This is a genomic window from Labrenzia sp. CP4 (genome assembly GCF_001579905.1).
GTDB lineage: Bacteria > Pseudomonadota > Alphaproteobacteria > Rhizobiales > Stappiaceae > Roseibium > Roseibium algicola.
The window spans coordinates 2,940,545-2,966,846 of record NZ_CP011927.1; the positions used below are offsets into that span (position 1 = coordinate 2,940,545).

The window sequence follows — 26,302 nt, forward strand, 5'->3', positions numbered from 1 at the left end:
AACGAGGGGAGCACGGCGAGGCGCCCATGGAAATCGGTCTGTCGCACTATCTGTCGGTCGCGGCGATCCTGTTCACGATCGGGATCTTCGGGATCTTCCTGAACAGGAAAAACGTGATTGTTATCTTGATGTCTATCGAACTGCTGCTGCTGTCGGTGAACATCAACTTTGTCGCCTTTTCGTCGTTCCTCGGCGACATGATGGGCCAGATCTTCACCATGCTGGTTCTCACCGTGGCTGCCGCAGAGGCCGCCATCGGCCTTGCGATCCTGGTGGTCTTCCACCGGAACCGCGGCTCCATCGCCGTGGAAGACGTCAACGTGATGAAAGGGTAGGAGCTGATGTATTCCGCAATCCTGTTCCTGCCGCTGATCGGCTTCCTGATCGCCGGTCTTTTCGGCCGCGCCATCGGCGCCAAGGCCAGTGAATATATTACGAGTGGTCTCCTGATCCTCGCTGCGCTGCTGTCCTGGATCACTTTCTTCGGGTTCTGGCTCGGCGGCTCGGAAATGCAGATCGTCGATCTGTTCCGCTGGATCGATACCGGTGATCTGAAGGTGTCCTGGTCCATCAGGGTCGACACGCTGACCGCTGTGATGCTGATCGTCGTGACCACTGTGTCCGCGCTCGTGCATGTCTACTCAATCGGGTACATGCACCATGACCCGCATCGGCCGCGTTTCTTCGCCTATCTGTCGCTTTTCACCTTCGCGATGCTGTCGCTGGTGACGGCAGACAACCTTTTGCAGATGTTCTTCGGCTGGGAAGGTGTGGGCCTTGCCTCCTATCTTCTGATCGGCTTCTGGTATCAGAAACCGTCCGCAAATGCGGCCGCCATCAAGGCATTCGTCGTCAACCGCGTTGGTGACTTCGGATTTGCGCTCGGCATCTTCGGCGTCTTCTATCTGTTCCAGAGCATCGAGTTCACCACCATCTTCAACGACGCGCCGTCCTTCATCCAGGAGCACGGCGAGGTGATGACTTTCCTCGGCTACCATCTTGATCCGCATGCAGCGATGACGGTTGTCTGCCTGCTGCTGTTCATGGGGGCCATGGGCAAGTCGGCGCAGTTTCTGCTGCACACCTGGCTGCCGGACGCCATGGAAGGCCCGACACCAGTGTCCGCGCTTATCCATGCCGCGACGATGGTGACCGCTGGTGTCTTCATGGTGGCACGTCTGTCACCGCTGATGGAACTCTCGCACACCGCGCTGACGGTCATCGTGTTCTTTGGTGCGACGACGGCCTTCTTCGCTGCAACTGTCGGTCTGGTGCAGAACGACATCAAGCGCGTGATCGCCTATTCGACCTGTTCGCAGCTCGGGTACATGTTCGTTGCACTTGGCGTTGGCGCCTATTCGATCGGTATCTTCCACCTGTTCACCCACGCCTTCTTCAAGGCGCTGCTGTTCCTATGCGCCGGTTCGGTGATCCACGCCGTTTCCGACGAGCAGGACATGCGCAAGATGGGTGGTCTTCGGAAGCATATTCCGATTACCTACTGGACGATGATGATCGGGACGCTGGCCCTGACGGGTGTGGGCATTCCATTCACCCATATCGGTTTCGCCGGCTTCATTTCCAAGGATGCGATCATCGAGGCAGCCTTTGCCGGTTCCGTGGGTGAACACGCCAATCCGATGGCCCTCTACGGCTTCTGGATGACCGTTATCGCTGCTGCGCTGACGTCGTTCTATTCCTGGCGCCTGACGTTCATGACTTTCCACGGCAAGCCACGTGCACCTGTCGATGTGATGAAACACGTACATGAATCGCCACTGGTGATGACCGTGCCGCTGTTCATCCTGTCCATCGGCGCTGTGCTGGCGGGCATGGTCTTCTACGGTTCGTTCTACGGTGAAGGTTATGCAGAGTTCTGGAAGGGCGCACTGTTCAACAGTGAAACCAACCACATCCTGCATGCCATGCACGAAGTCCCTGGATGGGTGAAGGTGTCACCGTTCGTCATGATGGTGCTCGGCTTCCTGGTTGCCTACCAGTTCTACATCCGCTCTCCGGAAATGCCGAAGCAGCTGGCGGAGCGCCATTCCGGCCTCTATCAGTTCCTGCTCAACAAGTGGTACTTCGACGAGCTTTATAACTTCATCTTTATCCGTCCTGCCATGTGGCTCGGCCGGGTCCTCTGGAAGAAGGGCGATGGCACCGTGATCGACGGGTATGGCCCGAACGGTGTTGCTTCCCGTGTTCAGAATGTGACCGCCTGGGTCGTCCGCCTTCAGACCGGATATCTCTATCACTATGCATTTGCGATGCTGATCGGTGTGGCTGCGCTTATCACCTGGTCGATGTTCACCGGTGCAGGCACCGGCGGGGGTGCACACTAATGATTGACTGGCCAATTCTGTCACTCACGACGTTCTTGCCGCTGCTGGGCGTGCTCTTCATTCTCCTGGTTCCGGGGAATGACGAGGGCAGCAAGAAGAACATCCGGATGGTCGCTCTTGTGACCACCTCGGTGACCTTCCTTCTGTCGCTGTTCATCTGGGGCAATTTCGACTACGCCAATTCCGGCTTCCAGTTCGTGGAACACCGGGAATGGCTTGGAAGCAACATCAGCTACCGCATGGGCGTTGACGGTATTTCCGTCCTCTTCGTGATCCTCACGACCTTCCTGATGCCGTTCTGCATCCTGGCCTCCTGGGACAGCGTTCAGAAGCGGGTGAAGGAATACATGATTGCCTTCCTCGTTCTGGAAACGCTGATGATCGGCGTCTTCTGCGCGCTGGATCTGGTCGTGTTCTACGTGTTCTTCGAAGCTGGCCTCATTCCGATGTTCCTGATCATCGGTGTGTGGGGCGGTGCGCGCAGGGTCTATGCATCCTACAAGTTCTTCCTGTACACGCTGCTCGGCTCCGTGCTGATGCTGATCGCGATCATGGCGATGTACTGGAACGCAGGCACCACCAACATTGAAGCGCTGCTGGCGCATCAGTTCCCGGGCGGGATGCAAACATGGCTGTGGCTGGCCTTCTTCGCGAGCTTTGCCGTGAAGATGCCAATGTGGCCGGTGCATACCTGGTTGCCGGACGCACACGTGGAAGCACCGACTGCCGGTTCCGTCATTCTGGCGGGCGTGCTCCTGAAGCTCGGCGGCTACGGCTTCCTGCGCTTCTCGCTGCCGATGTTCCCGCTTGCATCCGACATGTTCGCACCCTTCGTGTTCACATTGTCTGTGGTTGCGATCATCTACACGTCGCTGGTGGCGCTTGCTCAGGAAGACATTAAGAAGCTGATCGCCTATTCATCGGTCGCACACATGGGCTACGTGACCATGGGCATCTTCACGATGACGGAGCAGGGTGTGCAGGGTGGTATCTTCCAGATGCTTTCCCACGGCATTGTCTCCGGTGCGCTTTTCCTTTGTGTAGGCGTTATCTACGACCGGATGCATACCCGCGAGATCGCTGCCTATGGCGGTCTGGTCAACCGGATGCCGAAGTATGCGGTTGCGTTCCTGATTTTCACCATGGCCAACGTCGGCCTGCCTGGTACTTCCGGGTTCGTTGGGGAAATCCTGACGCTGATGGGGGCGTTCCAGGTCAATTCGTGGGTAGCGTTCTTTGCTACCACCGGTGTGATCCTGTCCGCTGCCTACGCGCTCTATCTCTATCGCCGCGTCGTCTTCGGCGCGCTGGAGAAGGAAAGCCTCAAGTCGATCCTCGACCTGAACCTCAGGGAAAAGGTTATCCTGATCCCCATGATCATCCTGACGATCTTCTTCGGCTTCTATCCGATGGCCATCCTGGATGTGACCCAGGGTGCGGTCGACAATCTCATCAATCAATACACCGCGGCGCTCGACGCGGCTGGCGTTGTCCAGCACGCAGCGTCTGCCGCGGCGGCCCACTAGGTTTCGAGGACGAGACAGAGCTATGTCTGAATTGACCCTATTGCCAGATCTCAAGCCGGTACTGCCGGAGATCATCCTGGCCCTCGGAGCCATGGTGCTGCTGATGATCGGCGCCTTTGGCGGCAAGCGCGTCAGCTACGCCGTCTTCGGTGGAGCAATGGGCCTGCTCGGCGGCACCTTCCTGGTGCTTCTGTTCGTGCCGGCCTTTGGTGAAACGTTCGGCGGTTCGTTCGTTCTGGACGATTTCGCCTACTTGCTCAAACTGCTGGTGCTGGCAGGTTCGTTCTTTGCCATCGCCATGTCCTGGGCCTATGCCAAGAGCCAGTCCTTCGACCATTTCGAGTATCCGATCCTGATCGTTCTTGCGACGCTCGGCATGATGCTGATGCTGTCGGCGAATGACATGATCGCACTTTATCTCGGCTTGGAACTGCAGAGCCTTTCGCTCTACGTCGTTGCCGCCATCAACCGGGACAGCGTGCGCTCGACCGAAGCCGGCCTGAAGTACTTCGTGCTGGGCGCGCTGTCGTCGGGCATGCTGCTCTATGGCATGTCGCTGGTTTATGGCTTCACAGGGCAGGTGGCCTTCGAGGGTATCGCGGAATCGCTGTCCCACGATGGCGCTTCCATCGGACTGGTGATCGGCCTGACCTTCATTCTTGCCGGTCTTGCCTTCAAGATTTCCGCGGTTCCGTTCCACATGTGGACGCCGGATGTCTATGAAGGGGCGCCAACCCCGGTTACCGCATTCCTCGCCGCTGCACCGAAAGTTGCCGCTATGGGCATGCTGGTCCGGATCGTGATCGAGGCCTTCCAGCCGGTTACCAACGACTGGCAGCAGATCATCGTGTTCGTGTCGATAGCATCGATGGTACTCGGAGCCTTCGCGGCTATCGGTCAGCACAACCTGAAACGACTGATGGCCTATTCGTCCATCGGTCACATGGGCTACGCGCTGGTCGGTCTTGCTGCCGGCACCCAGACAGGTGTCGAAGGCGTCATTTTCTACATGATCGCCTACATGGGCATGACGCTTGGTGTCTTCGCCTGCATCCTGTCCATGCGCCGCAAGGATGGCATGGTCGAGGAGATCGGCGATCTTGCTGGGCTGTCCCAGACAAACCTGCCGATGGCAATCCTGCTGGGTCTGCTGATGTTCTCGCTCGCCGGTATTCCGCCGCTGGTCGGTTTCTTCGGCAAGTGGTACGTGTTCAGCGCGGCCGTCGAGGCCGGTCTCTTCCCGCTGGCCGTGATCGGCGTGGTCGCGTCGGTTGTAGGTGCCTATTATTACCTGCGGATCGTCAAGGTCATGTTCTTCGACGAACCTGTTGAGGGTTTCGAGGCCATGCCGATGGAGCTGCGCGTGGTTCTGGGCCTGTCGAGTGTATTCGTGATCTTCTTCTGGCTGGCACCGGGACAGATCGTCAGCGCGGCCAGCTCTGCTGCCCAGTCGCTGTTCTGATCGATCGCATGACAAGTTATGGACATGAACGTCCGGCGCCAGGTGCGCCGGACTTTCGCTTTGTGGAGCTGGAAACTGTCGGCTCCACGAATTCGCTGTGTTTCGACAAGGCACGGCAAGGGGACACTGGTCATCTGTGGATCAGGGCGGACGAGCAGACCACAGGTCGCGGGCGCCGCGGGCGTGACTGGTCCTCACCGATAGGCAACATGTTCGCCAGCCTGCTTCTGATCGACCCAAAACCGGCTGAACGGATCGGCGAATTGCCGCTTGCCGCTGCCGTTGCATTGGCGGAAGCCGTTGACAAAGCCGCAGGTACACTGCAACTGGTAAGCCTGAAATGGCCAAACGACCTGCTTGTAGAGGGCTCGAAACTGTCCGGTATCCTGCTGGAGGCTGAAACGCTTAACGATGGCCGGCAGGCAGTTGTCCTTGGTTTCGGTGTCAATTGTGTTTCCCACCCGCCGTTGTCCTTGTATCAGGCGACGGATCTCAGGAGCCTGGGCTATCAGGTAACAGCTGAACGGTTGTTCGAATGTCTTGCGGAGACGCTGGCGGATAACCTGTCTCGCTGGCAGCAACCGGGCGGCTTTGAAGGAATTCGCCGAGCCTGGCTGAAACGGGCGGCACATCTGGGCAAGACCATAACGGTTCGGACTGCCCAGGAAGAAATTACCGGCACTTTTGCCGATTTGGACGCGCGCGGCCACCTGGTCCTGAAACAGGATGGTGGCGGTGAGCGAACGATTTATGCGGGTGATGTGTTTTTGCCTGGCGCTTGAGCGCCGGGCCGTTGCCCGATCTGACGTTTAAAGGAGCAATCCATGGCTTCGGCCAAGAAAAACAACAACAACAACGACATCGTGTTTCTGCCCCTGGGCGGGGTTGGCGAAATCGGCATGAACCTCGGTTTGTACGGCTATGGTCCGGAAGATGACCGGACATGGCTGATCGTCGACTGTGGTGTGAGTTTCGCCGGACCGGAGCTTCCGGGCATCGATGTAGTCGTTCCGGACATCAAGTTCCTGGAAGATGAAGTCGACAATATCGCCGGCATGGTGATTACCCACGCACATGAAGACCATTACGGCGGGATCCTGCATCTGTGGCCCTTCCTTAAGGTACCGGTCTATGCAACGGCCTTCACTGCCGGTCTGCTCGCAGCCAAGACGGAAAGCGAGCCGGGAGCAGAAGAGGTTCCGGTGACGGTGGTGAAGCAGGGCGAGCGCCACAAGATTGGTCCGTTTGATGTCGAATTTGTTGCGATGGCGCACTCCATTCCGGAGCCCTGCGCGCTGGCGATCCGCACGCCTGCCGGCATGGTGCTGCATACCGGCGACTGGAAGATCGACAGGACGCCTGGCGTCGGCCTTCCCATCGATCTGGACCGGCTTGCCGAGCTCGGCCGGGAAGGGGTGATGGCGCTTGTCTGTGACAGTACCAATGCAATTCGTGACGGTGTCAGCCCCAGCGAGGCAGATGTTGCTGTCGAGCTGAAAAAGGTGATGGCAAAGGCCAGCAAGCGAATTGCGGTCACCACCTTTGCATCCAACGTCGCCCGCATTCGGGCGATTGCGGAAGCAGCCGCCGCGAACGACCGCGACATGGTGATTGTCGGCCGCTCGATGCACCGGGTGATCGAGGTTGCCGGAGAGCTTGGCTATCTGGATGGACTGAAGCCGTTTCACGATGAAGAGGCCTATGGCTATCTGCCGCGGGAAAAGACCGTGCTTTTATGCACGGGATCGCAAGGCGAAGCCCGCGCTGCCCTTGCCAGGATCGCAGCCGGCGACCATCGCAACATCGCGCTGTCAAAGGGCGATATGGTCATCTTTTCTTCGCGCACGATCCCCGGCAACGAGAAAGCCGTTGGTGAGGTGCTGAACAACCTTGCCGACAAGGATGTCGACATCATCACCGACCGTGACGCCCTTGTGCATGTGTCCGGTCACCCGCGCAGGGGCGAGCTGGAGCAGCTTTACAAACTGGTCCAGCCGAAAGTCGTGCTTCCCGTCCACGGGGAACCGTTGCATCTTGCCGCCCACGCCGCGTTCGCAAAGGACCTCGGGGTGCCTGAAGTGGTGCGCGGCAAGAACGGGGACATCATCCGCCTGAGTGCGGGTCGTGCCGGCATCATCGACGAGGCGCCGTCAGGCATCCTGGTGAAAGACGGGGATATCCTGGACGATCCGGAAGTCACCGGCGTCAAGGAACGGCGCAAGCTTTCGTTCGCAGGCGCTGCGGTGATCGCGCTGGTGGTCAACCGATCCGGGGAGCTGCTGGACGACCCCAATGTTGTCCTGTTGGGTTTGCCGGACACGGATGATGAAGGTGATCCGATGGAGGATATCGTCATCAAGGCTGTCAGGGGCGCTGTTACCAGCATCCCGAAGAACCGGCGCAAGGACAAGGATCTGGTTGCGGAGGCTGCGCGCCGTGCAGCCCGGTCCGAGATCCTGAACGTCTGGGGCAAAAAGACGCTCTGCAAGGTGATGGTGACCCAACTATAGTCATCACGGCGGCCTGAGTGGCCGCCGACAGCGGAGGTTTGCAAATGATCGGACGGCTCAATCACGTCGCCATTGCGGTTTCGGATATCGAGGCAGCAACGGCAGTCTACCGGGACACTCTCGGTGCAGAGGTTTCAGCCAGGGAAGAGCAGCCGGATCACGGCGTCAGCACGGTGTTCATCAACTTGCCGAACACCAAGATCGAGCTGCTCGAGCCGCTTGGCGAGAATTCTCCCATTGCAAAGTTCCTGGAAAAGAATCCCTCAGGTGGCATTCACCACGTTTGCTACGAGGTCGATGACATTATTGCCGCGCGCGACAAGCTGCTGGCAGATGGGGCCCGGGTACTCGGCGACGGTGAACCGAAGATAGGGGCGCATGGCAAACCCGTGCTGTTCCTGCATCCCAAGGACTTTCTCGGTACCTTGACTGAACTGGAAGAGGCTTAATTCATGTCCATCGCGTTCGGCATGGCCATCTATTTCATGCTCTGGTGGATCATTCTGTTTGCCATCCTGCCGTTCGGCATGCGCCGGACGCAGGAGGAAGCAGGCGAGGTTGTACCAGGAACCGAGCCAAGCGCTCCCGAGCAGCCGCGATTCCGTCGGGTAATCATCCTGACCACCATCGTCACCACTGTGGTTTTTGCCGGATACCTCGGTATGCGCAACTCGGGATTCGGGCTGGACGACATTCCGTTCCTCAACCCGCCAACCGGCAGCTACAGTCACCCGTCCAACTGACGGGTGCGCCTCCCGGGGCATATTTGTTCGGATCCCACGACAAGTGCGCTCGGTTGCAAGAAAACTGACGCTATTCCGCAAAGAAAAAAGGCAGAGCCAAGCTCTGCCTTTGTAAAGTTCCGCGTCTAAATTCGACCCTGTACCCTTACTGTCCGGTATTCCCGTACAGCTGGGCGGCTGCAAACCAAAAGGTGCGCCTGAGGATCCTTCCTCCCAAGACTCAGACCGCGATGTCCTTGAGCCTCTTGGCATTTCTGCCAAGGCATCTTTTTGTTATGAAGATGGAAACTAGCGGATTGATTCAGCCTTGTCACCTATTTGTCGTGCACAGGCTATTTTTTTTGCTTGCCTATTTCCTTGGCGGCAATTGGTACTAAGACCTTAGTTCTGAAGCCGGCAAAAAATTAGGCGGCAAACTTCAGCAAATGCCTGCATTTGCGCGCTATTTTGCCGTCATTTCTGTATAAGGCAGGCATGCCTGCGCAAAGGGCTTGTATTTGGTGGCAGCTTGCGCTTTGACTGCGCACAAAACAGGCGATGCCCAAGATTGAGAGAACATTCATGCGTCTTTCCCGTTACTTTCTGCCCATACTGAAAGAAACACCCAAGGAAGCGGAAATCGTGTCCCACCGGCTGATGCTGCGTGCCGGCATGATTCGTCAGCAGTCCGCCGGAATCTATTCCTGGTTGCCACTTGGGTTGAAGGTCCTGCGCAAGATCGAACGGATCGTAGAAGAAGAACAGGCAAGGGCAGGCGCGATCCAGTTGCTGATGCCGACGATCCAGTCAGCCGATCTGTGGCGTGAGAGTGGCCGGTATGATGCCTATGGCAAGGAGATGCTGCGCATCACCGACCGTCATGAGCGGGACATGCTGTTTGGGCCGACAAACGAGGAGATGATCACCGACATCTTCCGTGGCTACGTGCGATCCTACAAGGACCTGCCACTGAACCTCTATCACATCCAGTGGAAGTTCCGTGACGAGGTGCGCCCGCGCTTTGGTGTCATGCGCGGCCGGGAGTTCCTGATGAAGGATGCCTATTCCTTCGATCTGGACAAGGAATCGGCCCGCCATGCCTATAACCGGATGTTTGTCGCCTACCTGCGCACCTTCGCGCGCATGGGGCTGAAGGCGATCCCGATGAAAGCCGATACCGGCCCGATCGGCGGCGACATGAGCCACGAGTTCATCATTCTTGCCGACACCGGCGAAAGCGAAGTCTTCTGCGACAAGTCGTTGTTGGAGCTGCCGACGCCTGCGGAAGATACGGACTTCTCCTCCGACCTGACGCCGATCGTGACCGAATGGACGACGCCCTACGCGGCAACGGACGAAATGCACGACGAAGCCGCCTTCGGTGCACTGGCTGAAGACACCCGCGTGTCGGCGCGTGGTATCGAAGTCGGTCATATCTTCTATTTCGGTACCAAGTACTCCGATGCGATGGGTGCCAAGGTTGCGACTGCAGAAGGCACGGAAGTGCCGGTCCACATGGGCTCCTACGGTGTCGGCGTTTCACGCCTTCTTGGCGCCTTGATCGAAGCCAATCATGATGAAAATGGAATCGTCTGGCCGAAATCCGTCGCGCCGTTCCATGTCGGGCTGGTCAATCTGAAGCCGGGTGACGACCTGACGGATCCGGTGTGTGAAGATCTCTATGCCAAGTTTGAAGCTGCCGGCATCGAGGTTCTTTACGACGATACGGACACCCGGGCCGGTGCCAAGTTTGCGACGATGGATCTGATTGGCTTGCCGTTCCAGGTCGTTGCCGGGCCGCGTGGACTGAAAGACGGCTTGCTGGAAGTCAAGGACCGGGCAACTGGGGAAAAGGAAATGCTTTCTCCGGAAGCCACCTTGAACAAGCTGACGGCGGCATTGACGGACTAACCAAGTCCGGTGATCCTCTGTGTGGGGATTCGGTCGCGGCGTCTGCTGCGGCCAGCCGGCCTGCCGGAAATATTTCGGTAGGTGGGCTGTGCTGAATTTGGGGCTGTGCTGAACTGGATGGACAATGACAGCGGTAGATACGGCGGACATTGACGACGGTCGCAAACCGGCAGCCCCGACACGCGCCTTTTCCGCATTTGAATGGATGATTGCAGGGCGCTACCTGCGATCAAGGCGCCGCGAAACCTTCATATCCGTCATTGCAGGCTTTTCCTTTGCTGGCATCATGCTTGGCGTGGCAACGCTGATCATCGTGATGGCGGTGATGAACGGGTTCCGGACGGAGCTTCTCGGCAAGATCCTGGGTATCAACGGTCATATGCTGGTTCAGCCGATCGACCAGCCGCTGACGGACTATGATGCGGTTTCTGCCCGGTTGCAGGGTGTGCCGGATGTGGTCAGTGCCATGCCCTTTGTGGAAGGCCAGGCGTTGGTTTCCGGGCCTGCAGGGAATTTCGGAGCGCTCGTTCGTGGCCTTTACGAAAGCGATCTGCGCCGTGTGCCGCTTATCGCGAACAATGTGCGGGCCGGAACCCTTGACGGGTTCGATGAGGGCGAGGGGGTTGCCATTGGTTCGCGCATGGCGCAACAGCTCGGCATCACCCTTGGTGACAATGTCACCATTATCTCACCGCGCGGTAGTGTGACCCCCATGGGCGTTACGCCGCGGTTGAAGGCCTATCCGGTCACCGCCATTTTCGAAATCGGCATGAGTGAATACGACGCGACCTTTCTGTTCATGCCACTGGAAGAGGCGCAGGCCTATTTCAACATGGATACCAAGGCGACCGGTATCGAAGTTTATGTAGCTGACCCCGACAGGGTCGGTATCATGAAGGACACGATCGAGGAGGCCGCGGATCGGCCGGCTTTCGTAACCGACTGGCGCCAGCGCAATGTCACCTTCTTTGCAGCCCTTGAGGTGGAGCGGAACGTGATGTTCATCATCCTAACGCTGATCGTCCTGGTGGCGGCGCTCAATATCGTTTCCGGAATGATCATGCTGGTAAAGGACAAGGGCAAGGACATCGCGATTTTGAGGACCATGGGCGCGACGCGTGGGTCGATTATGCGGATCTTCCTGATCACAGGCGCCAGCATCGGCTTCGTGGGTACTTTCGCCGGCTTCTTCCTCGGACTTTTGGTCTGCCTGAACATCGAGAGCATCCGTCAATTCGTTTCCTGGCTTACCAGGACGGAACTGTTCGATCCGACGCTCTACTTTTTGTCACAGCTGCCCGCGGAGATTGACTCCGGAGAGACGATAACAGTGCTTGTCATGGCGCTTGCGTTGTCACTGCTGGCGACGGTCTATCCTGCGTGGCGGGCTGCGCGGCTCGATCCCGTTGAAGCCCTCAGATATGAATAGGGAGACGGGAGATGAACATGGCCGTTGACCCCAACCAGGCACCGGGACTGGCGCCCGCCGCCCTGCAATTGTCTGGCATTACCCGCAGTTTCGACGAGGGTAATCGCGAACTTCATATCCTGAACGGCGCCGATCTGCGCATCGAGGCCGGTGAGATGGTTGCCCTTGTGGCGCCTTCCGGAACCGGCAAATCGACCCTCTTGCATATTGCAGGTTTGCTGGAGCGCCCGGACGAGGGCGATGTCTTCCTCGGACCGGTCAACTGTTCGGATCTGTCGGATGATGAGCGCACGGCGATCCGGCGTAACGACATCGGATTCGTCTATCAGTTTCATCACCTGCTGCCGGAGTTTACCGCACAGGAAAACGTGATGATGCCACAGATGATCCGTGGCTTGCCGCGAAAGATGGCAGCGGAGAGAGCAGACGAACTTTTGAAATACATGCGTCTCGGTGAGCGTGGCAGCCATCGCCCTTCGGAGCTTTCCGGTGGGGAGCAGCAGCGCGTTGCCGTTGCCCGTGCGGTTGCGAATGCGCCTCGTATCCTTCTTCTGGATGAACCGACGGGAAATCTGGACCCCAACACTGCAGGCTATGTATTCGACGCCTTGCAGGCATTGGTGCGGGCGTCCGGTGTTGCGACGCTGTTCGCAACTCACAACCTGGAACTGGCGGGCCGGATGGACAGGGCAATAACGCTGTCCGAAGGCCTGGTCAGGGACCTCTAGGTTTTTCCGGTAAGATATTCCAAGCCAGAAAATTGCTTCTAACCCGTGTGACCGGGCTCCTCAGAGCCGCGATTGCCCAGAAGAACAAAGCAAAAACCCAAAGTTTTCAGCAAATTTGATTTGCTTGATGACAAGGGGAACAAAAAGGGCTTGCAATAGGAACAAAAATGGAACATCATCCAGTTACGCAATTAGCAACGGTTGGAGGATGTGATGATCCATATCGCTCGTGATTTTGCCGCTTTCGGTGCAATGGTTTGCTTCTGCACGACGCTCGCCGTCTGGGGCGACGTGCTTCTGTCCGTCGGCTGATCAATCTCTGCTGAACGGTCGTTGTTTCGGCAAATGGTGTCAGTGCGTTTTTTGAGTTCCTGGACTCAGTCCGCTGCGGTGTGATGCGAAGTCAGGATTACAAAGAACAGCGGTAACAACTCCTTCGGCGTCTCGACACGCAATTCCGAACACGCTTCACTTGAGCGCTGATTCTGGAAGATGTTATGAGAGCCGCCATGTCTGCTACAGATCCCAATAATTCTCTGTCTTCCGGTTCGTCAGAAAATGCCGGCGGTGAGGCTAGCGGTCCCGGCTATGTTCACCTTCGGGTCCATTCCGCGTTGTCGCTTTTGGAAGGTGCGTTGCCGATCAAGAAGCTTCTCGACCTCGCCAAGGCCGATGACCAGCCGGCGCTGGCGATTGCCGATACCAACAATCTGTTTGGCGCGCAGGAATTTGCAACCAAAGCGTGGGGATCCGGAATTCAGCCGATTGCGGCGTGTCAGCTTTCCGTCTTTTTCGACGATGGACTTGAAAGCGGGCGGAGAGGGGAACCTGCGCTTTCGGACGTTGTTCTTCTCGCCATGACAGAAGCCGGTTACGGCAATCTGATGGAGCTGAGTTCTCGGGCCTTCCTCGACACGGAGACCGGTCTGAGGCCACACGTTTCCTCCGGGTATCTTCTATCAAAGTCCGAAGGCGTTATCATTCTGACCGGTGGTGTCGGAGGGCCGATCGGGGCTGCGCTCCTTGCCGGACGCAAGGACCTCGCAAAAAGCCGGTTGGAAACACTGGCGCACCGTTTTCCTGGCCGTTGCTACGTGGAAATCCAGCGCCATGGCATGGAAGCCGAGCGCAAGACCGAAGACGCGTTTCTCGATCTGGCCTACGAATACGGGCTGCCACTGGTCGCCACCAACGAAGCCTTCTTTCCCAAGCGCGAAGACTATGAAGCTCATGACGCCCTGATCTGCATTTCTGAAGGCCGGGTGCTGATAGAGGATGACCGCAGACGCCTGACACCGGAGCACTACTTCAAAAGCCGCGCGGAAATGTGCGCGCTCTTTGCGGATTTGCCAGAGGCGCTTGTTTCAACGGTAGAAATTGCCCGGCGCTGCAGCTTCCGCCCGTTGAAGCGCGCGCCGATCCTGCCCCGGTTTGCCGGTGCGGATGCGGATCCGGAAGAAGCGGAGAAGGCAGAAGCGGAAGAGTTGATCCGCCAGGCGCGCGAAGGATTGCAGGCGCGCCTTGATGCGCACGGACTGGCGCCGGGTCTTGAGGAGAAGGACTACTGGGACCGTCTCGACTACGAGACCGGCATCATCGAACGCATGAAATTTCCCGGGTACTTCCTGATCGTTGCCGACTTCATCAAATGGGCAAAAGGGCAGGATATTCCGGTCGGCCCGGGTCGCGGGTCCGGTGCGGGGTCTCTGGTTGCCTGGTCCCTGACCATTACCGACCTCGATCCCATGCGGTTCTCGCTGCTGTTCGAACGCTTCCTCAATCCTGAACGCGTTTCGATGCCTGACTTCGATATCGACTTCTGCCAGACCCGGCGTGAAGAAGTGATCCGCTATGTTCAGGAAAAATACGGCCGGCAGCAGGTCGCGCAGATCATCACCTTCGGATCGCTTCAGGCCCGCGCCGTGCTGCGCGATGTCGGCCGCGTGCTGCAAATGCCTTATGGCCAGGTCGACCGGCTCTGCAAACTTGTTCCCGCCAACCCGGCAAATCCCGTAACGCTTGGTCAGGCGATCGAGGAAGAGCCACGCCTGCGCGAGGCAGCCAAGGAAGAGGAAATCGTCGAGCGGCTGCTGGGCATGGCTCAGAAGCTCGAAGGCCTTTACCGGCACGCTTCCACGCACGCTGCGGGCGTTGTCATCGGTGACAGGCCTCTGGAACAGCTGGTGCCGCTCTACCGAGACCCGCGTTCCGACATGCCGGTTGCCCAGTTCAACATGAAGATGGTGGAAGATGCCGGACTTGTTAAGTTCGACTTTCTCGGCCTGAAGACACTGACGGTTATCGATACGGCGGTGAAGCTGATTGAACGGCGCGGTATCGACGTCGACGTCGCAGCCCTGCCGATCGACGACGAGAAAACCTACAAGCTGCTGGCGCGCGGCGAAACGTTTGGCGTGTTCCAGCTGGAAAGTCAGGGCATGCGCCGCGCGATTGCAGGCATGAAACCCGACCGGTTCGAAGACATCATTGCCCTTGTGGCTTTGTATCGTCCCGGACCGATGGAGAACATCCCGGTCTACAACGCGGTGAAGCACGGCGAACAGGACCCGGACTGTCTGCATCCCTTGCTTGAACCCATCCTGATGGAGACGAACGGCATTATCGTCTACCAGGAACAGGTGATGCAGATTGCGCAGGTTCTGTCCGGCTACTCTCTCGGTGAAGCTGACCTTCTGCGCCGCGCCATGGGTAAGAAGATTGCCGCGGAAATGGAAGTCCAGCGGGCGCGTTTTGTCGACGGCGCGGTGGAACGTGGGATCAACAAGAGCCACGCCGGAACAATCTTCGATCTTGTGGCGAAGTTCGCCAACTACGGCTTCAACAAGTCGCACGCTGCGGCGTATGCACTGGTCTCCTATCATACGGCCTGGCTCAAGGCGAACCACCCGGTCGAGTTCATGGCCGCTTCCATGACACTGGATCTGGGCAATACGGAAAAACTGGGCGACTACCGTCAGGAATGTCGGCGCATGAAGATCGAGATCGAGCCGCCGACAATCAACCGCGGGCAAGTCTATTTTGACGTTGCCGACGGCAAGATCCTTTACGCGATGGGCGCGATCAAGGGTGTCGGCGAGCAGGCTGTTGAACACATTGTTGAGGTTCGGGGCGACAAGCCTTTCAAGAGCCTTGGCGATTTTGCGCGTCGGATTTCACCCAAGGCCCTCAACAAGCGAACGCTTGAAAACCTGGTGGCGGCTGGTGCATTCGATGAGCTTGAGCCCAACCGGGCGCGGGTTTTTGAAGGCCTCGACAGGATCATGGGCCTGGCTCAACGCACCGAGGAAAACAAGACGCTCGGCCAGGATGAGCTTTTTGGTGGCAGCGACAGCGAAGAACCCTTGCAGCTGGATGATGTCCATGGCTGGACAAACGAAGAGAAGCTGCAGCGGGAACACTCGGCGATCGGGTTTTATTTGTCAGCGCATCCGATCGACGAATACGCCTCCGTGCTGGAAAAGATGCGGGCACAGCCGTGGAGCCAGTTTTCGGAAGCAGTCAAGAAGGGGGCGTCTCACGGCCGGCTTGCCGGCACCGTTGTGTCCATGCAGGAACGCAAGACCAAGACCGGCAATCGCATGGGTATCGTTCGCTTGTCCGATGCTACGGGCCAGTATGAGGCGTTGCTCTTCCGGGAGAAACTCGAACAGTTCCGGGATGCCTTGCAGGCTGGACGTTCCGTTGTCGTGCTCGTCGGGGCCGACATGCGCGACGACGAGCCCTCCCTTCGAATCGAACAGGTTGATCCGATCGATCAGGTTGCAGCCCGCCTGCAGAAAAGCATGCGTGTCTTTGTTCGCGATGAACGTCCAATCCCGAGCCTTGCAAAGCAGTTGCAGGTGAGGGGGGAAGGCGACGTAACAGTGATTGTGCTTCTGGAAAACGGCGCACGGGAAGTGGAAGTCAAACTCCCCGGCCGGTTCCGCCTGTCACCGGAAATTGCGGGCGCACTCAAGGCAGTGCCAGGTGTAACGGACGTACAGGTGGCGTGAGCATCCAGGGCGCCGACAGTGCGATTTCACTGTGGGAGCGCTGGTGCGCCAGGGTTTCAATGGTCCTGAAAATGCTCGCTCTGTCAGTTGCCGATGCGGGCGCTGTGATAGTCCTTGAGCGCAGTGGCCAGCTGCAACGCAAAGCGCGCTGAAGCCACGGGAAGTGTTCGCCCGCGCATCTGGCCCAGAATTAGGTTCCCGGGTGGCAGGTCCTTGCTCGAGATCGGTTTGAAAACCAGCGAGCCGTCATCCTGCTCTCTGAGCCCCAGAGGGATCTGGAAGCCGATCAGTTTCTCACAAAGAACGTAGTGCCGGATCAGGTCGAAGCTTTCGGTTTCGACAGCGGGAGATACGCGGCGACTGCCACGCCGGGCAGCAAAGTCCAGCAGATGCCTGACGCCATATTTGGTTGTCGGTGCGACGTGGGGTACATCGAGACAATCCCGCAGGCGCACCTCCGCTTTTTTTGCCAGTGGGTGGTCGCTCGCCATGACCGCAAAAACCTCCTGCGGGATGACATGAAGCACCTCGAAATCCACCAGATAGACTGGCTCGAACACCAGTGCCAGGTCGCTGGAATAGGACACGAGTTCCTGCTCGGCCTGGGTTCTGTCCCTGACGTTGACTGAAAACGTGACGCCCGGATGATCACACCGGTACCGGGCGATCTGCTCGGGCAGGAAATAAGGAACCATGGCCTGGGAGCAGGCGATGGAAACGTGCCCTCTGCGTTCTCCTGCAAGATCCGCGACCTGGCTCTGCACACGAGCAAGGTCTGAAAGGCTTGCGCGGTAGTGGTGGAGAAGAAGCTCTCCGGCAGGGTTGAGACGTACGCCCTTCGGTAGGCGCTCAAAGAGCTGTGCGCCAAACTCCTGCTCGAACCTTTGCACCCGGCGCGTAAGCGCCGAGGCGGTCAGGTTCATGTCTTCCGCCGCTTTTCTGATGGAGCCCGCTCGGGCGACAGCCTCAATGAGCTGAAACGTGTATAAGTGTCTCATTTCAATAGGCTTTGTTTATAGTGTTGCATTTTTTTCATCGCATCTGTGAATTTATAGCATTTTTCGGAAACAGAAAACACCTGCAAGCTTCGGAAAGCCAATCGCACAGCGGAGTTTCCGAACATGTCCCTACACAGACGCGAATTCCTCAAAGCCGGAGCTGCCGTCGTCGGCGCCCTCCCGTTTTCCCGGTCCCTGTCTGCCTTCGCCGCAAGCGATACTCTGGTGGCGGTGACCGGTCAGACCATCAACAGTCTGGATCTTCACCGTACCGGTACCAACAGGGCCAGCTATCAGGTTGCCATCAACAGTTATGACCGGTTGATTACGTTCGGCAGCAAGACCCTGGACGATGGCAGCGTTTCCTTCGACTATTCGAAGCTGGAACCGGAACTCGCGGAAAGCTGGACAATTTCCGACGACGGTTTGACCATTACCTTCAAGCTGAAGCCGAACGCCGTTTTCTGGGACGGCAGCAAGGTGACCGCTGAGGATGTAAAATGGTCTTTCGACAGGGCAGTGTCAGTTGGCGGGTTCCCGAGCACGCAGATGAAAGCTGGCGGCCTTGTGCGGCCGGATCAGTTTGAAGCCGTCGATGAGGAAACCTTTGTCGTCAAGCTCGACAAGCCATCAAAGCTATCCTTGCCGGATCTGGCAGTTCCTGTGCCGTTCGTCATCAATTCGAAAGTCGCGAAGGAACATGCGACAGCCGATGATCCCTGGGCGACTGAGTATCTTCACACGACACCTGCCGGGTCCGGGGCCTATAAGGTTGCCCGTTGGGATTCCGGCCAGCAGATCGTTTACGAACGCTTTGACGAATGGGCTGGTGGACCTTTGCCCAAGGTTCGCAGAATCATTGTTCGAGAAGTGCCGAGTCCGGCAACGCGCCGCGCCCTGATCGAACGTGGTGATGTGCAGGTGTCCTTCGACATACCGGATAAGGATGCTGCTGAGCTCGCTGAAAAGGTGAAGGTGTATTCCACACCGATTGCCAACACCATGCATGTGGTTGGCCTGAATTACACTTTCGAACCTTTCCAGGATCCGAATGTGCGCAAGGCTATCGCCTACGCGATTCCCTACAAGGATATCTTCGATACTGCAGCTTACGGCCGCGGCGCACCGTTGTGGGGCGGTAGCGAGACCATTGAAGACACCTCCTGGCCACGCAAGTCGCCCTATAGCCATGACATGGAGAAAGCCAAGGAGTTGCTTGCGGCATCCGCCTATCCTGATGGCTTCGAAGTCCCTCTGTCGATCAGCACAGACCTTGCATCCTGGATGGAGCCAACTGCACTGCTGATCCAGGAAAGTCTCGGCAAACTCGGCATCAAGACGGAAATCGAGAAGATCCCCGGGGCAAACTGGCGCACGGCGGTGCTCGTGGAAAAGCGCTTGCCGCTACATCTGGAAAACTTCGGCGGCTGGCTGGACACACCCGACTACTACTTCTTCTGGGCGTATCAGGAAGGCAACCTTTTCAATTCCTCGAATTATCGAAACGAGGAAATCGAGACCCTGACCTCGGAAACGCTTCACATGGCGCAGGACGATCCGGAGTACGCGCCAAAGATCAAGCGGATGTTCGAGGTCGCGATGGAAGACCTGCCGAGGATTCCGCTTTATCAACCGGCGCTCAACGTCGCGGTCAACAGTGCCGACGGTTACGAGTTCTGGTTCCACCGCCAGCTCGATGTCCGCTCTCTGACGAACGTGGAGAGCTAGGTCATGGCGCGTCGCAGCTCAGCTACGCTTAACCGCATTCTGCAGGCGATACCGGTTCTGATTGGCGTTGTGGTGATCAGCTTCATCCTCACACGTGCCTTGCCCGGTGACCCAGCAGTGCAATTTGCCGGAGCTGCGGCAACGCCTGAATCCATCGAAGAGGTTCGACGGTCTCTTGGCCTCGACAAACCGTTGCCGGAGCAGTTCCTGATCTATGTAGGAGATCTGCTGCAGGGAGATCTGGGCCAGTCGGTTTCCACCGGCCGGCCGGTTGCGACGGAACTTGCGTCCCGACTGCCGGCCTCGCTCGAATTGACGCTCTCCGCCCTGATCCTGTCCTGCCTGATAGCCGTTCCACTCGGCGTTCTGGCAGCGACACGGCCGGGAACCTGGATTGACCAGCTATGCCGGATCCTTGTCACCGCTGGCGTATCTCTGCCGACCTTCTTCACCGGCATCGTTCTGATCTACGTTTTCTATTACCTCTTGGGCATCGCTCCGTCGCCCCTCGGCAGGCTCGATTTCATCTATCTTGATCCGCCCAGGATAACCGGGTTCTTCCTGATCGACGCTGCAATTGCCGGAGATTTGGAAACCTGGTTCGGAGCGCTGAAGCAGCTGGTCTTGCCAGCAACGACGCTAGCCCTCTTCACCCTTGCCCCGATCGCGCGCATGACGCGAGCGGCGATGCTGTCTGCATTGGCGGCCGACTATGTCAGGACCGCACGGGCAGCAGGCCTCGGACCAGGGATGGTCCTCTACGGCTACGCTTTCCGCAACGCCCTGCTTCCGGTCGTGACCACGCTGGGCATGGTGTTTTCCTTTGTGCTTGGGGCGAATGTGCTGGTCGAGAAGGTCTTCGCCTGGCCAGGCATCGGATCCTATGCGGTCGAGGCGCTTGTGGTTTCCGATTACGCCGCGGTTCAGGGGTTCGTTCTGGCGATGGCATTGCTGTTCGTCATTCTCAACCTTTTGATCGATCTGTCCTATTCGCTGATTGATCCACGTTTCGGGACATCTTCGAAATGAGTGATACGACGTTGCCTCCAACCGTCGCGGAGCGGAAGACCGGCTCCGGTGCGCTGGCCCATACGATCTATGTCCTTCGGGAAAATCCGGTCACGGCCCTGTCTTTCGCCATGTTCGCTTTTTTCATCGGATCAGCACTGCTCGGGCCTGCACTGGTTCCCTACGATCCGCTGCAGACGAATGCGGCAAATGCATTGCAGGCCCCCAGCTGGTCTCATTGGTTCGGAACCGACAATCTTGGCCGCGATGTCTTTTCAAGGGTGATCGTTGCAACGCGCCTTGATCTGATCATCTCGGTGTCCGCTGTCGCGCTTTCCTTCGTCATCGGTTCGGTCCTCGGTGCCGTGGCCGGTTACCGTGGAGGCTGGCTGGATGTAGTGCTCAACCGGTTTCTCGACACCATCATGGCCTTTCCATTGTTCGTGCTGGCCATGGGCATTGTGGCGGCGCTCGGGAATTCGATTTCCAACATCATTCTGGCCACTGCGATCATCAACATTCCGTTCTACGCCCGTCTTGTTCGTGCGGAGGTCAACATCCGGCGGGAAGCCGGCTTCACGCTTGCCGCAAAGCTTGCCGGCAATTCGGATACCGGGGTGCTTGCGTTTCACATATTCCCGAATGCCCTGCCGCCGATGATGGTGCAGGTCTCGCTCAATCTGGGGTGGGCCATTTTGAACGCGGCCGGATTGTCCTTTATCGGCCTTGGTGTTCGTCCGCCCACGCCGGAGTGGGGCATCATGGTTGCTGAAGGCGCGAATTTCATCGTGTCCGGCGAGTGGTGGCTGGCGTTGTTTCCGGGGCTCTGGCTGATGCTGGCAGTCTTTACCTTCAACCTGATGGGAGACGGTCTTCGCGACATCGTCGACCCGCGTCGCCGGACCTGAGGAGCTTTGCCATGCTGACCATCAAGGATCTCAAAGTTGCCTTCAAGACCCGCCGCGGTGACGTTCAGGCCGTCAAGGGTATCAGTTTCGACCTCGCCAAGGGCGAACGTCTGGGCATCGTCGGGGAAAGCGGATCGGGAAAATCCGTTACATCCTATGCCCTGATGCGCATTCTGGACGCCGGTGGCCGGATCAAATCCGGTGAAGCGGTATATGACGGTATCGATCTCAAGCAGGCGGCGGAGCGTGACATGCGTGAAATCCGCGGTCGGGAGATCTCGATGATCTTTCAGAACCCACGTGCCGCACTCAATCCCATTCGGAAGGTTGGGCACCAGCTTGAGGACGTCCTTCGCCAGCATGGCCGGGCGACCAGGCAAAATGCGAAAGCAAAGGCAATCGAGGCACTGGAGGCGGTGAAGATCAACGAGGCTGCTGAGCGTTACGAAGCCTATCCCTTCGAGCTTTCGGGGGGCATGTGCCAGCGCGTCGTGATTGCCATTGCGCTTGCCTGTGACCCCAAGCTTCTCATCGCGGACGAGCCGACCACCGGCCTCGATATCACCACCCAAAAGGCCGTCATGGACCTTGTCGATGATCTTGTTCGGGCGCGCGAAATGTCGTCGATCCTGATTACGCACGATCTCGGCCTGGCGTCCGAATATTGCGACCGCATCGTCGTGATGAAGGACGGTGTCATTGTGGAGGAGGGCAGGCCGGCGGACCTGTTTTCAAACCCTCGACATGCCTATACCAGAAAACTGGTGGACGCGACGCCGCGGCGCGGAGCCAGCATTCGTTCATTGCTGCCGGAAGATCAACGTGCGCCGCTGGCCGCACGGACAATCGGCAATTCTCCGATGATGGAAGTCGTCAACCTGACCAAGACCTACCAGGGCAAATCCGGTCCGGTGTACGCCGTCAAGGGCATCAGCTTCACTATTCGCGAAGGCGAAAGCGTGGGACTGGTCGGCGAATCCGGCTGCGGAAAATCCACCACGTCTTCCATGATCGTGCGACTGCTTGATCCGACGTCGGGCCACCTGCTTTTCAGGGGGGAGGATATTGCCAAGCTCCCGTCGGAGAACTTCTCCCGGCATCCACTGCGGCAGAAAATCCAGATGGTCTTCCAGGATGCGACGGACAGTCTCAATCCCAGACATACCGCTCGTCAGTCGATAGCCGAACCATTGAAGCGTTTGACAGGATTGAAAGGCGCCCACTTGGGCGAACGGGTGGAAGAGCTGGCCGCATTGACAGGCTTGCCGAGCCATCTTCTTGATCGGTTTCCGCACCAGCTGTCAGGGGGGCAGAAGGCGCGCGTCGGCATAGCCAGGGCAATCGCCCCGGATCCCGATCTCCTGATCCTTGATGAGCCGACTGCCGCTCTGGATGTTTCCATTCAGGCCGTTGTCCTGAACCTGCTTGCAGACCTACGGGCCCGGCTTGGCATGAGTTACCTTTTCGTTAGCCATGATCTCAATGTCGTGCGTCTGCTGTGCGACCATGTCGTCGTCATGAAGGGCGGCAAAGTTGTTGAGGCGGGAGCCGTCGAGACGGTCATGGATACGCCCCAGAACCCGTACACTCGCGAATTGCTTACGGCTGCGCCCCAGGCACCGGCGCGCAAAACCGCCGCCTAAGATATTTTGGAAGGACTAGACATGATCCGCGAACTTCCCTTCACGCTCGCCGGGCTCCGGCAGGCCTACGCCGAAGGCTTGTCTGTTGAGGCCGTGATCGAAGAAGCCTTCAGGCGGCTTGATGCCATCGGCGACCCGGGAATCTTCATTCACCAGGCACGAGAAACGGCACTTGCTGAGGCCCGTAGTCTAGGCAATCCCGATAACCGGCCTCTTTGGGGAATTCCCTATGTGGCCAAGGACAATATCGACGTGGCTGGCATGCCGACGACTGCAGCGTGCCCGGATTTCGAGTATTTCGCTGATAGCGATGCTTTTGTCGTTGGACGTCTTCGGCAAGCGGGTGCAATTTGTCTTGGCAAGACCAATCTCGATCAATTCGCGACTGGCCTCGTCGGAGTGAGAACGCCATACCCCGTGCCATTGAACGCGGTGGATCCGGAAATCGTTCCCGGTGGCTCTTCCTCAGGCTCGGCCGTTGCTGTTGCCCACGGGTTCGCGTGTTTCTCGCTGGGAACCGACACGGCAGGGTCCGGGCGTGTGCCGGCAGCCCTCAACGGCATTGTGGGGCTCAAACCAAGCCTGGGCGTTCTGTCCGGCTCAGGTCTGGTCCCTGCATGCCGGACCCTCGATACGATCTCGATTTTTGCCATGACCGTTGCGGATGCATGGGCCGTATTCGAGACTGCTGCAGGCTACGACCCGGCAGATGCCTATTCCAGGCAGCTGCCGGTCAAGCAATTGTCTGCCAGTCAGGGAGCTGTACGGATCGCGGTCCCTGACGATGCTTCACTGAAAACCTTCGGTGACATGGCTCAGGCGGACCATTTCAGGGCAACGATCGCATCGCTGCGCACGCAGGGGGCCGTTGTGCAGGAAATCGATTTTCAGCCGTTTTACGATGTCGCCAGCCTGCTCTACGAGGGGGCCTGGGTCGCGGAACGTACAGCTGCTGTCGGTAGTCGTCTGATTGATGCGCCGCAGACGCTTCATCCGACGACGCGCGCAATTATCGAACCGGGTCTTTCTTTGACCGCTGTCGACGCATTCCGTGGACTTTACAAGCTGCAGGACCTGCGCCGGATATGTGATGAGCTTTTGGCAGAAACGGACTTCCTCTGCGTTCCGACGATACCGACATTCGTCTCGGTAGAAGAAATTACCGCTGACCCCATTGGCCCGAATTCGGGCCTTGGCACCTACACGAATTTCGTAAACCTTCTAGATCTTTGCGGTATTGCCGTGCCAACAGGTTTGCGACAGGACGGCCGGCCTGGAAGCCTGACCGTTCTGGCCCGCTGCGGTCAGGATGCAGCCGCCGCCGCGCTTGCCGCTACAGTGGAAGCGGGGCCGCTTGGAGCAACGACCTGGGCTCGCCAGAAACCTGCGCTGACCACAAGCGAGATCGCTGCCGGTGAAATAGCTGTTGCGGTCTGCGGCGCCCACATGTCGGGACTGCCGCTAAACAAGGAGCTGATTTCTCACGGCGCACGCTTTGTAAAATCCAGCAAGACAGCACCGGAATACCGTTTCTTTGCACTTGCAGGCGGGCCTCCGAAGCGGCCGGGCCTTGTGCAGGTTGGGGCCGGCTCGGGCGGATCAATCAATGTGGAGGTCTGGGCAATGCCGCTTGAGACCTTCGGCAGTTTCATGACGGGTATTCCGGCACCGCTGTGCATCGGCACGGTCAAGCTGGAAGACGGAACCGACGTGAAGGGATTTTTGTGTGAAGGACATGCAGTTGAAGGGGCTGTTGAAATCACCGAACTGAGTTCCTGGCGAACTTATCTTTCCTCAGTGGTTGCTTCCGTTTCCCAGCCGGATGTCTCGGACGAGAAGCTGACCGCGCATGCAAGCTGAACTTTTGACATACGAGGGTTCAGTCAGTGCGGGAAATTGAGGGTAGGCGGAATGTTTCTTCTGATTGCTGATTACCAAGCTCTTCGCAGGCCAGCGTCCCCAGGCGGTAAATAGCGGATTCAAGTGCGTCCGACCAAACGTCGCCGCAACTGATGCGAAGGCAATTTGCATAAAGGCCTGATGCGGTGAAAAGACTGCCAGGAGCAAAGCAGATATTTTGATTTAAAGATTTGTAATAAAGAATTGTTGTGTCGATGTTTTTGTCCATTTCTATCCACAAGACGAAACCGCCGTCCGGATGTGTGACCCTGGTACCCGCCGGAAAGGACTGTGCAATGGCCCGGCGCGCGCGCGAGACATTGGTTTCCATTGTCCGGGCCATGCGAGACACATGGCGCTCGAAGTCCCGGGATGACAGAAATTCAGCCAAAGCCAGTTGAGGTGCCAACGGGTTGCAGATTGAGGCGGAGAACTTGGCCTTGGTGATTTGGGCAATGCGGCCGGGCGCGCGGATCCAGCCAGTTCGGTAGCCTGGGGCGAGGGTTTTCGAGAAAGAGCTGCAATAGAAGATCTCGGTCTCGTGCGGCAGACTGAAAAACGGTGCCGGACGGCATCCGCCAAACCCGAGGCCGCCGTAGGTATCATCTTCGATCAAGGGTGTCTTGTAACGGTCCAGCAGCTTCAGGACAGAACGTTTCGCAGGCTCCGGCATCATGGTGCCGAGTGGGTTGGTGAAGCTGGACGACAAGGCAACGGCAGTTACGGTTCCCGATTTCAGAGCCAGCTCGAGTGCGGACGGATCGATGCCGTCCCGCGAGGTTGGCAACTCCCAGGCCTTCAGTTTCAGGCGTTCGAGCACCTGCAGCAGTCCGAAATAGGCGGGCGATTCAACGGCGATCGTATCGCCCGGCTGTGTGAGCGTTTGAAGTGCGAGCCCCAGAGCTTCGGTGCAGCCACTCGTAATGACAATTTCTTCCTGGGAAACTGTGCTGCCATGCAGGCACATAAGCTTTGCGATTTCTCTCCTGAGTTCCGGTAACCCCTGAGCAGACCCATAGGCGTTGAGTTGCTGTCCTTTCGAGCGGAGGAGTCGTGCCTGCAAGGCGTTCAGCGGCTCTGCGGCCAGCAGAGACGGGGCGGGAATGGCGCAGCCAAGCGGCACATATGCCGGGTTTGACGCATGTTCGAGCATCTCCAGGTAAGGAACCTGAAACACGACACTGCGGCTGGTCTCGGGTGGCGTTGTTATACTGGGCTCGATGAGCCTGTGGCTTGCTGGGCGGGTGACGAAATAGCCGGACTTTGCCTGTGCCCGGATATAGCCTTTGTCTTCGAGATGGGCATAGGCCTGGTTGGCTGTCGACAGGCTAACGGAATACCCGCGCATGGTGCGCCGGAGGGAAGGGAACCTCTCCCCGGGCTTCAAGGTGCCATTGTCGATCAGTTGAGCCAGGGACTGGGCAACGGACTGGTATTTGAACGAAACCATTTCAACTGTGTCTGTTCATTTT

Annotated in this window: 19 protein-coding genes; 17 read left to right on the forward strand and 2 right to left on the reverse strand. The window is 58.1% G+C overall.

From position 1 onward, the window contains the following. Window positions 1–26: 26 nt before the first annotated feature. The 12 genes from nuoK (at window position 27) to dnaE (ending at window position 16,646) form a co-directional block, all read left to right on the forward strand. Window positions 27–335, forward strand: coding sequence for an NADH-quinone oxidoreductase subunit NuoK (nuoK, locus tag ACP90_RS13710; protein ID WP_006934707.1), 309 nt, complete (start codon window positions 27–29; stop codon window positions 333–335). A 6-nt stretch (window positions 336–341) separates the two neighbouring features. After that, window positions 342–2,345 carry an NADH-quinone oxidoreductase subunit L gene (nuoL, locus tag ACP90_RS13715; protein ID WP_055654518.1) on the forward strand — a complete coding sequence of 668 codons (2,004 nt, stop codon included), beginning with the start codon at window positions 342–344 and terminating at the stop codon, window positions 2,343–2,345. Continuing rightward, window positions 2,345–3,871, forward strand: coding sequence for an NADH-quinone oxidoreductase subunit M (locus ACP90_RS13720; RefSeq protein WP_022998436.1), 1,527 nt, complete (start codon window positions 2,345–2,347; stop codon window positions 3,869–3,871). The genes nuoL and ACP90_RS13720 overlap by 1 nt, the downstream gene beginning before the upstream one ends. Before the next feature lie 22 nt (window positions 3,872–3,893). Continuing rightward, window positions 3,894–5,333 (forward strand): NADH-quinone oxidoreductase subunit NuoN, encoded by a 1,440-nt coding sequence (gene nuoN / locus ACP90_RS13725; RefSeq protein ID WP_062488658.1) that lies wholly within the window; start codon window positions 3,894–3,896, stop codon window positions 5,331–5,333. Window positions 5,334–5,341: 8 nt separating this feature from the next. After that, window positions 5,342–6,115: a biotin--[acetyl-CoA-carboxylase] ligase gene (locus ACP90_RS13730; RefSeq protein ID WP_062488659.1), complete on the forward strand. Its 774-nt coding sequence runs from the start codon at window positions 5,342–5,344 to the stop codon at window positions 6,113–6,115. Between the two features lie 42 nt (window positions 6,116–6,157). Continuing rightward, window positions 6,158–7,843, forward strand: a complete 1,686-nt coding sequence (locus ACP90_RS13735) for a ribonuclease J (RefSeq protein ID WP_055654514.1) — start codon at window positions 6,158–6,160, stop codon at window positions 7,841–7,843. 44 nt (window positions 7,844–7,887) lie between these two features. After that, entirely contained in the window at window positions 7,888–8,292 is a 405-nt protein-coding gene (gene mce / locus ACP90_RS13740; protein ID WP_006934701.1) for a methylmalonyl-CoA epimerase, read from the forward strand. Between the two features lie 3 nt (window positions 8,293–8,295). Next, window positions 8,296–8,586 (forward strand): DUF1467 family protein, encoded by a 291-nt coding sequence (locus ACP90_RS13745; RefSeq protein ID WP_022998440.1) that lies wholly within the window; start codon window positions 8,296–8,298, stop codon window positions 8,584–8,586. Between the two features lie 561 nt (window positions 8,587–9,147). Further along, window positions 9,148–10,476, forward strand: coding sequence for a proline--tRNA ligase (gene proS, locus ACP90_RS13750; protein ID WP_055656575.1), 1,329 nt, complete (start codon window positions 9,148–9,150; stop codon window positions 10,474–10,476). A gap of 124 nt (window positions 10,477–10,600) precedes the next feature. Further along, window positions 10,601–11,905 (forward strand): lipoprotein-releasing ABC transporter permease subunit, encoded by a 1,305-nt coding sequence (locus ACP90_RS13755; RefSeq protein ID WP_022998442.1) that lies wholly within the window; start codon window positions 10,601–10,603, stop codon window positions 11,903–11,905. An 11-nt stretch (window positions 11,906–11,916) separates the two neighbouring features. After that, on the forward strand, window positions 11,917–12,633 hold the full coding sequence (locus tag ACP90_RS13760; RefSeq protein WP_022998443.1) for an ABC transporter ATP-binding protein: 717 nt from the start codon (window positions 11,917–11,919) through the stop codon (window positions 12,631–12,633). A 509-nt stretch (window positions 12,634–13,142) separates the two neighbouring features. Then, window positions 13,143–16,646, forward strand: coding sequence for a DNA polymerase III subunit alpha (dnaE, locus tag ACP90_RS13765; protein ID WP_208993529.1), 3,504 nt, complete (start codon window positions 13,143–13,145; stop codon window positions 16,644–16,646). Between the two features lie 83 nt (window positions 16,647–16,729). Here the strand turns inward: dnaE and ACP90_RS13770 are convergent, their stop codons facing one another. Continuing rightward, on the reverse strand, window positions 16,730–17,644 hold the full coding sequence (locus ACP90_RS13770; protein WP_062488660.1) for a LysR family transcriptional regulator: 915 nt from the start codon (window positions 17,642–17,644) through the stop codon (window positions 16,730–16,732). Between the two features lie 123 nt (window positions 17,645–17,767). Between ACP90_RS13770 and ACP90_RS13775 the strand changes: the two genes are divergently transcribed. Genes ACP90_RS13775 through atzF form a run of 5 tightly spaced genes read left to right on the forward strand, consistent with a single transcriptional unit; the run spans window position 17,768 to window position 24,791 of the window. Then, on the forward strand, window positions 17,768–19,372 hold the full coding sequence (locus ACP90_RS13775) for an ABC transporter substrate-binding protein (protein ID WP_062488661.1): 1,605 nt from the start codon (window positions 17,768–17,770) through the stop codon (window positions 19,370–19,372). Window positions 19,373–19,375: 3 nt separating this feature from the next. After that, window positions 19,376–20,401 carry an ABC transporter permease gene (locus ACP90_RS13780; RefSeq protein WP_062488662.1) on the forward strand — a complete coding sequence of 342 codons (1,026 nt, stop codon included), beginning with the start codon at window positions 19,376–19,378 and terminating at the stop codon, window positions 20,399–20,401. Beyond that, window positions 20,398–21,288, forward strand: coding sequence for an ABC transporter permease (locus tag ACP90_RS13785; protein WP_062488663.1), 891 nt, complete (start codon window positions 20,398–20,400; stop codon window positions 21,286–21,288). Before ACP90_RS13780 ends, ACP90_RS13785 begins: the two co-directional genes overlap by 4 nt. An 11-nt stretch (window positions 21,289–21,299) precedes the next feature. After that, window positions 21,300–22,931: an ABC transporter ATP-binding protein gene (locus ACP90_RS13790; protein WP_055654506.1), complete on the forward strand. Its 1,632-nt coding sequence runs from the start codon at window positions 21,300–21,302 to the stop codon at window positions 22,929–22,931. A 21-nt stretch (window positions 22,932–22,952) separates the two neighbouring features. Then, window positions 22,953–24,791, forward strand: a complete 1,839-nt coding sequence (gene atzF / locus ACP90_RS13795) for an allophanate hydrolase (protein ID WP_062488664.1) — start codon at window positions 22,953–22,955, stop codon at window positions 24,789–24,791. A gap of 19 nt (window positions 24,792–24,810) precedes the next feature. Here the strand turns inward: atzF and ACP90_RS13800 are convergent, their stop codons facing one another. Further along, window positions 24,811–26,280: a PLP-dependent aminotransferase family protein gene (locus ACP90_RS13800; RefSeq protein WP_062488665.1), complete on the reverse strand. Its 1,470-nt coding sequence runs from the start codon at window positions 26,278–26,280 to the stop codon at window positions 24,811–24,813. Window positions 26,281–26,302: the final 22 nt, after the last annotated feature.

What these genes read in the sequence shown, in the direction of transcription:
- ACP90_RS13785 (WP_062488663.1), top strand. Translation starts at nt 20,398, where the DNA reads ATGAGTGATACGACGTTGCCTCCAACCGTCGCGGAGCGGAAGACCGGC.
- ACP90_RS13770 (WP_062488660.1), bottom strand. Translation starts at nt 17,644, where the DNA reads ATGAGACACTTATACACGTTTCAGCTCATTGAGGCTGTCGCCCGAGCG.
- ACP90_RS13800 (WP_062488665.1), bottom strand. Translation starts at nt 26,280, where the DNA reads ATGGTTTCGTTCAAATACCAGTCCGTTGCCCAGTCCCTGGCTCAACTG.
- ACP90_RS13755 (WP_022998442.1), top strand. Translation starts at nt 10,601, where the DNA reads ATGACAGCGGTAGATACGGCGGACATTGACGACGGTCGCAAACCGGCA.
- ACP90_RS13735 (WP_055654514.1), top strand. Translation starts at nt 6,158, where the DNA reads ATGGCTTCGGCCAAGAAAAACAACAACAACAACGACATCGTGTTTCTG.
- ACP90_RS13720 (WP_022998436.1), top strand. Translation starts at nt 2,345, where the DNA reads ATGATTGACTGGCCAATTCTGTCACTCACGACGTTCTTGCCGCTGCTG.
- dnaE (WP_208993529.1), top strand. Translation starts at nt 13,143, where the DNA reads ATGTCTGCTACAGATCCCAATAATTCTCTGTCTTCCGGTTCGTCAGAA.
- nuoN (WP_062488658.1), top strand. Translation starts at nt 3,894, where the DNA reads ATGTCTGAATTGACCCTATTGCCAGATCTCAAGCCGGTACTGCCGGAG.
- ACP90_RS13790 (WP_055654506.1), top strand. Translation starts at nt 21,300, where the DNA reads ATGCTGACCATCAAGGATCTCAAAGTTGCCTTCAAGACCCGCCGCGGT.
- ACP90_RS13780 (WP_062488662.1), top strand. Translation starts at nt 19,376, where the DNA reads ATGGCGCGTCGCAGCTCAGCTACGCTTAACCGCATTCTGCAGGCGATA.
- nuoL (WP_055654518.1), top strand. Translation starts at nt 342, where the DNA reads ATGTATTCCGCAATCCTGTTCCTGCCGCTGATCGGCTTCCTGATCGCC.
- ACP90_RS13745 (WP_022998440.1), top strand. Translation starts at nt 8,296, where the DNA reads ATGTCCATCGCGTTCGGCATGGCCATCTATTTCATGCTCTGGTGGATC.
- ACP90_RS13730 (WP_062488659.1), top strand. Translation starts at nt 5,342, where the DNA reads ATGACAAGTTATGGACATGAACGTCCGGCGCCAGGTGCGCCGGACTTT.
- proS (WP_055656575.1), top strand. Translation starts at nt 9,148, where the DNA reads ATGCGTCTTTCCCGTTACTTTCTGCCCATACTGAAAGAAACACCCAAG.
- ACP90_RS13760 (WP_022998443.1), top strand. Translation starts at nt 11,917, where the DNA reads ATGAACATGGCCGTTGACCCCAACCAGGCACCGGGACTGGCGCCCGCC.
- atzF (WP_062488664.1), top strand. Translation starts at nt 22,953, where the DNA reads ATGATCCGCGAACTTCCCTTCACGCTCGCCGGGCTCCGGCAGGCCTAC.
- ACP90_RS13775 (WP_062488661.1), top strand. Translation starts at nt 17,768, where the DNA reads ATGTCCCTACACAGACGCGAATTCCTCAAAGCCGGAGCTGCCGTCGTC.
- mce (WP_006934701.1), top strand. Translation starts at nt 7,888, where the DNA reads ATGATCGGACGGCTCAATCACGTCGCCATTGCGGTTTCGGATATCGAG.
- nuoK (WP_006934707.1), top strand. Translation starts at nt 27, where the DNA reads ATGGAAATCGGTCTGTCGCACTATCTGTCGGTCGCGGCGATCCTGTTC.